8 protein-coding genes are annotated in these 10,052 nt (G+C 52.1%); 5 read left to right on the top strand and 3 right to left on the bottom strand.

Features of this window, described 5'->3' with window-relative positions; all coding sequences use genetic code 11:
* The 4 genes from HKN79_09465 to HKN79_09480 form a co-directional block, all read left to right on the top strand.
* Nucleotides 1–941 (top strand): TonB-dependent receptor (locus tag HKN79_09465; protein NNC83795.1); only part of this gene is annotated, 941 nt, incomplete at its 5' end.
* Nucleotides 938–1,714 (top strand): DUF4249 family protein, encoded by a 777-nt coding sequence (locus HKN79_09470; GenBank protein ID NNC83796.1) that lies wholly within the window; start codon nt 938–940, stop codon nt 1,712–1,714. The genes HKN79_09465 and HKN79_09470, both read left to right, overlap by 4 nt.
* Before the next feature lie 83 nt (nt 1,715–1,797).
* Nucleotides 1,798–2,610 (top strand): DUF4974 domain-containing protein, encoded by an 813-nt coding sequence (locus HKN79_09475; protein NNC83797.1) that lies wholly within the window; start codon nt 1,798–1,800, stop codon nt 2,608–2,610.
* An 8-nt stretch (nt 2,611–2,618) separates the two neighbouring features.
* Nucleotides 2,619–2,777 carry a hypothetical protein gene (locus HKN79_09480; GenBank protein NNC83798.1) on the top strand — a complete coding sequence of 53 codons (159 nt, stop codon included), beginning with the start codon at nt 2,619–2,621 and terminating at the stop codon, nt 2,775–2,777.
* Between the two features lie 114 nt (nt 2,778–2,891).
* Here HKN79_09480 and mfd read toward each other — a convergent pair whose 3' ends face one another.
* Genes mfd through acs form a run of 3 tightly spaced genes read right to left on the bottom strand, consistent with a single transcriptional unit; the run spans nt 2,892 to nt 9,220 of the window.
* Nucleotides 2,892–6,233, bottom strand: a complete 3,342-nt coding sequence (gene mfd, locus HKN79_09485) for a transcription-repair coupling factor (protein ID NNC83799.1) — start codon at nt 6,231–6,233, stop codon at nt 2,892–2,894.
* A 15-nt stretch (nt 6,234–6,248) separates the two neighbouring features.
* Nucleotides 6,249–7,265 (bottom strand): class 1 fructose-bisphosphatase, encoded by a 1,017-nt coding sequence (gene fbp / locus HKN79_09490; protein NNC83800.1) that lies wholly within the window; start codon nt 7,263–7,265, stop codon nt 6,249–6,251.
* 59 nt (nt 7,266–7,324) lie between these two features.
* Nucleotides 7,325–9,220: an acetate--CoA ligase gene (acs, locus tag HKN79_09495; GenBank protein NNC83801.1), complete on the bottom strand. Its 1,896-nt coding sequence runs from the start codon at nt 9,218–9,220 to the stop codon at nt 7,325–7,327.
* Nucleotides 9,221–9,342: 122 nt separating this feature from the next.
* Between acs and HKN79_09500 the strand changes: the two genes are divergently transcribed.
* On the top strand, nt 9,343–10,052 hold a 710-nt coding region (locus HKN79_09500; protein ID NNC83802.1), incomplete at its 3' end, for a SulP family inorganic anion transporter.

Here is a 10,052-nt window from a genome sequence, read left to right on the forward strand (position 1 = left end):
GGGTCCCATTGACCGACTGGAGCTTAAGGGCTGGAGGAAGACTGAGCTACAATGATTATTCGGGCAACCTCTATCTCGAACCGCGCATACGGGTGGAATATCGGCTCGATCCCCGCATGTCCTTCTCGCTGGCCAGTGGGAACTACATCCAGCCGATCCGCAGGGTGGCCGAGCAGAATCTCTTCTTGCGACAACCCGATCGCTGGAGACTCAGTGATGGGGATCTGCTCCCAGAGAGTCGCTCGTTCCATACCTCACTGGGAATGCACTACGAGCACAAACGCTTCCAAGCCAGCGTAGAAGGGTATTACAAGCGGCTGAAAGGAGTGGTACTCAATCAAGAGCAGAATAGATTGCTGAGTGCATTCACGGTGGAGAACGAGCAATTGTCCATCGGCAAGGGAGAGGTCATAGGGGCCGACCTCATGGTGAACTATGAGCAGGGTGCACATAGCGCTTGGTTGGCCTACAGCTATACCTACTCGGCCAATGTATTTGAGGATATCGATGATGGAGACCCCATGCCCAGCACTTACAATAAACCCCACGACATCAAGATGGTCTATGACTATCGGTACAGGGATTACACCTTCCACTCCCAGTGGACGGCCTCTACCGGCTATCCCTATACACCTGTACTGGGTGTGTTCGAGGGTCCTGGGGGCGACCCCTTTCTGGTATATGGAGAAGAACTCTCAGCCCGGCTGCCTGATCAATTCCGCTGGGATATCAGTCTCTCGCGTCATTTCAGTCTGCGGGATATGGATCTACACCTCGGTGCCGGCATATTCAACCTGACCGACCACCGGAATATACGCACGCGTACCTACAGCACCAATCAGGTGCGGGATGAGGCTCCTGAAGAGCTGAGAATCAACACCATAGATTTGGAGTTGATCGGGCTATCCCCTACATTTAGCCTTCGGCTTGATTTCAGATGAACCTTTCTATTCAACACATATCGCCTTACTTGCTATGCATTGCATTGATTTTCAGTGCATGTACAAAAGAAGAGTCGATATCTGAGCAGTTCGAATCCAAGTTGGTCATCGATGCAAGTTTGGAGACCGGATCTCCCATTCAGGATATTCATGCGCATACGCTTATCGGAAATGGTCCTGAGCAGATGATCGAAGGTCTGGAAATCTTCATCCTATCAGAAGGTGAAAATATCCTGCTCTCCGAAGACCCCGAATCACCAGGTGTCTATCACGGGCCTGCAGAGACGATTATCGCTCCCGAGACGGAATACTCGCTCCGCGTGAATTACAAGGAGACGGCTATCAGCGCCACTACCATCACTCCCCCTTCCCTCGAATCCGTGCAGACTTCCAAGGATTTCTTGGAAGTGGATATACAAGGAGATCTTGTTTTCCTCTCTTGGGATGACCTCAATGAGGATATCAGCTTCAATCAATTCTTCTATGTCATCGAATTGGTGCCGGAAGAAGACGATCCCGAAGCCATCATGCGATTCTCTGGCGGTGGGATGACCAGCACCGTAGTGAGCTATCAGGCCGAGGCCACATTATCCATCGATGATTTCCTCTATTATGGGTCGCATCTGATCAAAGTCTATGCGATAGACAAACAATACGAGCACCTATTTGCTCCTCAAGACGATATCACCGTGGACGGGCCTACCAATATCCAAGGCGGATATGGCTATTTCCTAGGCGTGAGCGCTGTTCAGACCTCATTCGAGATCCGCTGAAATTTTTTCTTCCATGAAGTAGGGTGAACTCCTGCCTACCTGTATTCTTTATGAATCACAGGGAAATTACCGTGTCGGAAGATTTGAATAAGAGAGTAGACGAGGCCTTGGCCGATTGGCGGGCACCTTTCGCTGATAAAGCCCATTCGTGGGAGCGCATCCAGATGCGTATCGCAGCGCAGGATCATCCGGTCGTTCACACGAGGAGTAGAAGATTCCGCTATGCCGCTGTGGCCATCGGTCTGGTACTCATAGCCTCTGTGCTCTTCCTATTCCAGAACGGAGACTCCATGTACAGCACCCAGATGGCCGAAATCCAGGTGCTCACCCTTCCCGATGGAAGCGAAGTGACCCTCAATGCCGCAACAGAACTGCGCTTCGATGAAGCGGACTTTCTAGAAGAACGTACCCTGGAGTTGGACGGTGAGGCATTTTTCCAAGTGGAAAAGGGATCGCGATTCAGCGTGGTCACCGATCAAGGGACCATCTCCGTACTGGGTACTTCTTTCAATGTATGTGACCGAGGTGATTTCTTGGAGGTCATCTGCAGTACCGGTAAGGTACGGGTGGATGATGGCAGGCAAAGCTTTGTGCTCACTCCCGGGCAATCGGTCGATAATCTGGCCGGTCGATTGACCCAAGGTACAGCCGATACAGATGCCGCTCCATGGATACGTGGTGTCTTCCGATTCGAAGACCGCCCATTGGGTCATGTCATGGAGGAAATGGAACGGCAGTTCGGGGTGACCATCACCACCGAGGATGTAGGAGAACGATTTTTTACCGGAGAATTCGAGAGTGCTGATCTGGAAAGTGCGTTGACAGTGATCTGTCGGCCACTCGGATTGGACTATACGATCTCCGACAATGGACAGATCAGAGTTACGAATAGATAAATAGGCATATGGATACACAGATACACGTACAAGATGATTTTTTGAACCTCTATGGATTCACGCCCTTATGGGATTCGTACTATGAGAAATCCCAGAATGTGAAATTCAAGAACAAGTGGGATAAAGTGAAGGATGGTTGGAGACCGCGAAAACGCAGCGGTGTCTGAAACAAAATTGTCTTCTAGACGTTAAAGATTTTTCATCTGTTAGGTTGACTAATCAGTCACATGTTTTGGTTAAAGAAGGCCTGGATCTCGTATCCGGGCCTTTCTTTTTTTGCCTCAACTGAGCACTTCTTCTCCTTGGAATTCCCTGAGACGGGCCAGACAGTCGTAGATGGATTCCACTTCCTTGATGGAGAGCCTGAGGGTATCGTTCTTCTCGTACATCTTCACGCCCGGCATACCGCGCTGTATCGCTCTGAGAATGGCAGTGAACTGCTGGGATTGGTAATAGAGGTGCTCCTGATCCTTGATGAAATGTCCGATCATCTTCTCGCCCCGGAGTATGATCTTCTCGAATCCCAGATTGCGTGCCAGCCATTTCAATCGCAAAGAATCGAGCAATTCTCGGGTAGGGGCAGGTGGCTGACCGAATCGGTCGATCAGTCGGGCACTGAACTTCTCGAGCGCCTCCTCATTGGGTAGGTTCTCCAACTCGCGATACAGCCGCAATCGCTCCGATGTACCTTGTACATAGTCATCTGGGAGGAGGATCTCCAGATCGGTCTCTATCTGTACATCGGCCACGTATTCCTTCTTGGCTGCCAATTCTTCTTCGAAGAGGTCTTTGAACTCCTTCTCCTTAAGCTCTTCGATGGCCTCGTTGAGGATCTTCTGGTAAGTCTCGAATCCGATATCGCTGATGAATCCACTCTGCTCGGCCCCCAGTAGATCACCTGCCCCGCGTATATCCAGGTCCCGCATCGCGATATTCATCCCGCTGCCCAGCTCACTGAACTGCTCCACGGCCTGTAGTCGTTTGCGTGCATCGGTGCTCACCATATGCATGGGTGGGGTGATCAGGTAGCAATAGGCCCGTTTGTTACTTCTACCTACCCGACCTCTGAGCTGGTGCAGGTCGCTCAGACCGAAATTCTGTGCATGATTGATGATCATGGTATTCGCATTCGGGATGTCTATTCCTGACTCGATTATGGTAGTGGATACCAGTACATCGAATTCCCCATCGATGAAGTCGAGCATGACCTTCTCCAGCGATTTCCCGTCCATCTGACCATGCCCTATGCGTACTCTAGCATCGGGACATACGCGGGTGATCATGCCGGCCACCTCCTTGATATTGTCGATGCGGTTATGCACGAAGAAGACCTGTCCTCCGCGCTGTATTTCTGTGCTGATGGCGTTGCGTATGAGGGTCTCACTGAATGAGATCAGGCGTGTCTCTACGGGATATCTATTGGGCGGTGGTGTATTGATGATACTTAGGTCCCGGGCTCCCATGAGCGAGAACTGCAGAGTCCGTGGAATGGGCGTGGCGGTGAGGGTAAGGGTGTCGACCTCGGCACGTAAGGTCTTCAATTTATCCTTGGCCCCTACACCGAATTTCTGCTCCTCATCCACGATGATCAGTCCCAGGTCATGGAACTTCACATTCTTCGAAAGCAACTTGTGCGTACCGATGATGATATCCACCTCTCCCGATTCAAGTGCTTTGAGTACGTGTGTCTGCTCTTTGGTGGTCTTGAATCGATTGAGATAGGCCACCTTGGCCGGAAACTCCCGCAGACGTGCACTGAAACTCTGATAATGCTGGAAACTGAGTACGGTCGTGGGCACGAGCACCGCCACCTGCTTATTATCGGCCACCGCCTTGAATGCCGCACGGATGGCGATCTCCGTCTTACCGAATCCCACATCACCACATACCAGCCTATCCATGGGCATCTCCCGCTCCATGTCCTCTTTGACCGATTTGGTGGCGGCCTCCTGATCGGGCGTGTCCTCGTAGATGAATGAGGCTTCTAACTCGGTCTGCAGATAGGTGTCGGGTGAGAATGCGAAACCTTTCTTGGCCTTCCGTTCTGCATAGAGCTTGATCAGGTCGAAAGCGAGTTTCTTGACCCGATTCTTGGCCTTGGCCTTCTTGGTCGCCCAGGCCGAGCTGCCCAATTTGTTGAGCTTAGGCTGTGTGCCCTCCTTACCGGTGTACTTGGCGATGCGGTGAAGCGAGTGAATGCTCACATAGAGGATGTCGTTGTCCCGATACAGGATGCGGATGGCCTCTTGGGTCTTGCCCTGCACATCGATCTTCTCCAGACCGGAGAATTTTCCCACTCCATGGTCGATATGAGTGATGAAGTCGCCCGGTTGCAATTCCATCAACTCGCGCAGGGTCAGCGCTTCTTTGGTCCGCTTGAAGCCTTCTTTGAGTCGGAATCGGTTGTATCGCTCGAATATCTGATGGTCTGTATAGGCCACCAGCTTATGGTCGTGATCTATGAAGCCTTCTTTGAGGCCTAGCACGATGGGTTGCATCTCCACCGCGGCATCTATGTCCTCGAAGATGTTGTAGAGCCGTTCTATCTGCTTGGCATTTCCTGCCGTGATGATGTTCTTATACCCCTTCTTGTGGTTCTCCTGCAGATTCTGATCCAGCAGGTCGAACCGCTTATTGAAGGCCGGTTGCGGGGATTGGTTCGCTTGGAAGATGGGTAGCCCTTCTTCGGGCACTTGAGAGAAACTCACCCTGCGGAACTGTTCCATACGTACTCTGCACTTCTCCCCATCCCAGTAGAGCTGCTCGGGAGAACTGTGATTCAAAGGCGACTTGAGCAGATCGAAGGCCTTGGTGGCGGTCTTGAACTCTTTGTCTACCGTCTGGACGATACCGGCCATATCGTGATACCACAGCGTGGCATCCTGCGGCAGGTGTTCCAAGAACGGTTCGTAGGTCTCCACAATGCGTTCAGAAGTGACATCGGGCATGATGGTCAATCGTTCCATCTTGCGTTCGGAGAGTTGGGTCACCGGGTCGAACTCTCGGATGCTCTCCACCTCATCTCCGAAGAGTTCGATACGATAAGGGCGCTCATTGACAAAACTGAATACGTCCACGATACCCCCACGGATAGAGAACTGCCCCGGCTCATAGACATAGTCCACCTTCTCGAAGTGCAGGTCGACCAAATGCTCATTGATGATGTCCAGATCGTGCTTCTGACCGATACGGATGGTCACGGCCTGGGCCTCGAATTCCTGACGTGAGACCACATGCTCTGCAAGGGCATTGCACGGAGTGACGATGACCATATGGTCCAAGTCGCCCAAGGCCTTCAGAACCTCTCCTCGAAGGGCGATGTTGGCATTTTCCGTGACCTCCACCTCATAGGGCACCTTGTATGAATAGGGATAGTAGAACACGGGGGCCTTGCCTTTGAGCAGGTTCTCCATGTCATTGAAGAAATAGGCGGCATGGTCGCGATCCTCACAGATGATCAGGTGCACTCCGGCACTGAGCATGCTGACCCCTGCAATGGAGAAACTCAGACCACTTCCCACAAAGCCTTTCAACTGCATGGCCTTCTCCTTCCGCAGGCGGCCTTCCAATTCTCCGATCAGCGGAGAATGTTCATATATGCTCAGTAGTTCTTCGGTGCGCATGGCCTAGACAGGCGTTCAGACAGTCTTGAGATCGTATTGCTCGATGAACTCATGGACCTTCTCCACCATGTGCTTGCTGCCTATGAAGAGAGGGGAGCGTTGATGGAGTTCTTCGGGGTCGATCTCCATGACGCGTTGTCTTCCATTGGTGGCCATACCTCCGGCCTGTTCCACGATGAATGCCAGTGGATTGTTCTCATAGAGCAATCGTAGTTTCCCATTGGGTCCCATGGCCGAAGCGGGATAGAAATATATGCCTCCCTTGATCAGGTTGCGATGGAAATCTGCCACCAGTGATCCGATGTAGCGGGCAGAATAGGGCCGGTCATCCTCCTCTTCTTGACAATACTTGATGTATTTCTTGACCCCTTCGGAGAAGTAGCGATAGTTCCCTTCGTTGACCGAATAGATGGTGCCGGTCTCAGGGATACGCATATCGGGATGGGATAGACAGAAGGTACCGATGGAAGGATCATAGGTGAAGCCATTGACCCCGTTCCCCGTAGTGAATACCAGCATGGTGCTGGATCCATACAGCACATATCCCGAGGCTACCTGTTGGTCTCCTTTCTGCAGGAAATCCTTCATCTCGGCCTTGCTACCGATAGGTGTCACCCTGCGGTAGATGGAGAAGATGGTACCTATCGAGACATTGACATTGATATTGGAGCTACCATCCAGGGGATCGATGAGGAGGACGTATTTCCCTTGACGACATTCTTCGGTGTCGAAGATGATGGGGTCGTCATTCTCTTCTGAACCCATGCCGCATATCTCCTGCTGGGCCATCATGGAATTGATGAACTCCTCATTGGCATAGTCATCCAGTTTCATCTGGGTCTCTCCTTGCACATTGGTCACGCCAGAAGAACCTCTGATATCATCTACCAGGCCTGCCTTATTGACCTCACGCGAAACGATCTTGGCTGCTAATCGCAGAGCGGATAGTAAGCTGGATAATTCCCCTTTGGCATAAGGGAAATCGCGTTGATTCTGAACGATGAATTGACCTAGGGTGATGACCTGTCGCATGCGTGTGCAAAGAAAGGACGAATCTGGCTATCCTCCCAATCCGAATAGGTGCAGCCGACTCAGACGGCTCCTTTGACGATATCGTCCACCACACTTGGGTCCAGCAAGGTAGAGGTATCCCCCAGCTTATCGGGTTCCCCTTCGGCCACCTTACGGAGTATCCTCCGCATGATCTTGCCACTCCTGGTCTTGGGTAGTCCATTCACGAACTGGATCTTATCCGGTTTGGCGATGGGACCGATCTCCTTGGTGACCACATCCAGAATCTCCTTGCGAAATGTGTCATCGAGCTGCTTATCCTTGGAGATGATATAGGCATAGATCCCCTGTCCTTTGATATCATGCGGATAGCCTACCACGGCAGACTCGATCACTGCCGGATGTTCATCGATGGCATTCTCCACCTCGGCCGTTCCCATGCGATGGCCTGAGACGTTGATGACATCGTCCACTCGGCCTATGACCCGTATCCTTCCTTCACTATCCCTTCGCGCTCCATCCCCTGTGAAGTATTTCCCTTCGAATGCCGAGAAATAGACCTGCTTGCAGCGGGCATGATCCCCATAGGTGGTGCGCAGGATACTAGGCCAAGGATGCTTGATACAGAGCAGCCCTTCTACTTCGTTCTCTTCTAACTCATTGCCATCGGAATCTACCAGTACCGGCTGGATTCCTGGAAGCGGATAGGAGGCATAGGTGGGCTTGGTGTCGGTGATCCCGGGCAAGGGGGAGATCATGATTCCACCGGTCTCGGTCTGCCACCAAGTATCCACGATGGGAGCGCGGCCCTTTCCTATCTTATCGTTGTACCAATGCCAGGCCTCCTCATTGATGGGTTCTCCCACAGAGCCCAATACCTTGAGCGAGCTCAGGTCGTACTTGGCCGGCCATTCATCCCCTTTGGCCATGAGCGCGCGTATAGCGGTCGGGGCCGTATAGAATTGATCGACCTTATGTTTCTCGCAGATCTCCCAGAATCTTCCTGCGTCCGGATAGGTAGGTACACCCTCGAACATCATCGTAGTGGCTCCACTCAGCAGTGGACCATAGATGATATAGCTATGCCCGGTGATCCAGCCGATATCGGCCGTACACCAATAGACATCCCCCGGGCTGTATTGGAATACATTCTGAAAACTGTAGGCGGTGTAGACCATATATCCTCCACAGGTATGCACCACTCCCTTGGGCTTGCCCGTGCTTCCTGATGTGTAGAGGATGAAGAGCATATCTTCAGCATCCATCTCCTCGGCCTCACACTCGGTAGGCTGATCGGCCACGAGCTCGTGATACCATAGATCGGTATTCTCATTCCAATGGATGACCTCTCCTGTATTTCGATGCACGATCACCTTCTCCACACTCGGGCAGCCGATCTCCGTGGCATCGTCTACCACTTTTTTGACGGAGATGTTCTTTGCGCCCCGCTTATTGAAGTCGGAGCAGATGATGACCTTGGCCTCGGCATCATTGACACGATCGGCAAGAGCTTGTGCTGAGAATCCTGCAAATACCACCGAGTGGATGGCTCCGATACGTGCACAGGCGAGAACAGAGATGGCCAGTTCAGGAACCATAGGCATGTAGAAGACCACCCGGTCTCCTTTACCTACCCCTATCGAGCGAAGCCCGTTGGCCACCTTGTTCACTTCCTCATACAATTCACGATAGCTGATGTGTTTCGCTTCAGCTTCTGGATCATTGGGCTCCCAGAGGATAGCGGTCTGCTCACCCCTTTCGGCCAGATGACGGTCCAGGCAGTTCTCTGTGATATTGAGCTTCCCTCCTACGAACCATTTGACATCGGGTGTATCGAATTCCCATTCGAGGACGGTATCATAAGGTCTCCGCCACTGAAAGGACTTAGCGATGCGGTCCCAAAATGCTGCCGGGTCCTGTATGCTTTCTGCGTATTTCTCTTTGTATTCTTCGAGCGATGTGATCCTCAAATCCATGGTGTACGAATTGATCCCACCAATATACAGAACCCCCGTTCTCAGTGAAGTATCCGTACGGAATCCTGTGGAGCATGGTTGCTTTGGCTAGTTTCGCGGGCTTTTCAGCTTAAATCTTCCATATGACTGCACGGTTGTTCCGCAATTTCACATTCGACCCCAAGGCTGACATCCTCTCTGGTATTACAGTGGCATTGGCCTTGGTACCAGAAGCTGTGGCCTTTGCCTTTGTGGCAGGGGTGGATCCTTTGGTAGGACTCTATGGTGCTTTCATGATGGGGCTCATCACCTCGCTATTCGGTGGTAGACCGGGAATGATCTCTGGTGCTACCGGTGCTATGGCGGTGGTCATGGTACACCTGATCGCGCAAGGCAATGCCATCGGAGATACGTTGGCCTCCCCCATCGAGAACCTCGGACTGTATTGGTTATTCATCACCCTGCTCATCGTAGGTGCGATACAGATAAGTGCTGGGCTCTTCCGGCTCGGTAAGTTTGTACGCCTCATCCCCTATCCGGTGATGCTTAGATTCGTCAATGGGTTGGCGATCGTCATCTTCCTCTCCCAACTGGGGCTCTTCAAGACCAATGTGGCTGGCGAGATGGTATGGATGCAGGGAACACAACTCTATATCATGCTCGGTCTGGTCGCTCTGACCATGGCCATCATGTATCTGCTTCCCAAATTGACCAAGGCCATCCCTTCAGCTCTAGTGGCCATCATCGTCATTGCCTCTATCACCATATTCGGAGGATTGGATGTGCCCACGGTGGGCTCGTTTATCCGTGATGGAGGTGGTCAAGGACTGGAAGGAGGCTTGCCTGTATTCCA

The organism is Flavobacteriales bacterium, assembly GCA_013001705.1.
Taxonomy (GTDB): domain Bacteria; phylum Bacteroidota; class Bacteroidia; order Flavobacteriales_D; family JABDKJ01; genus JABDLZ01.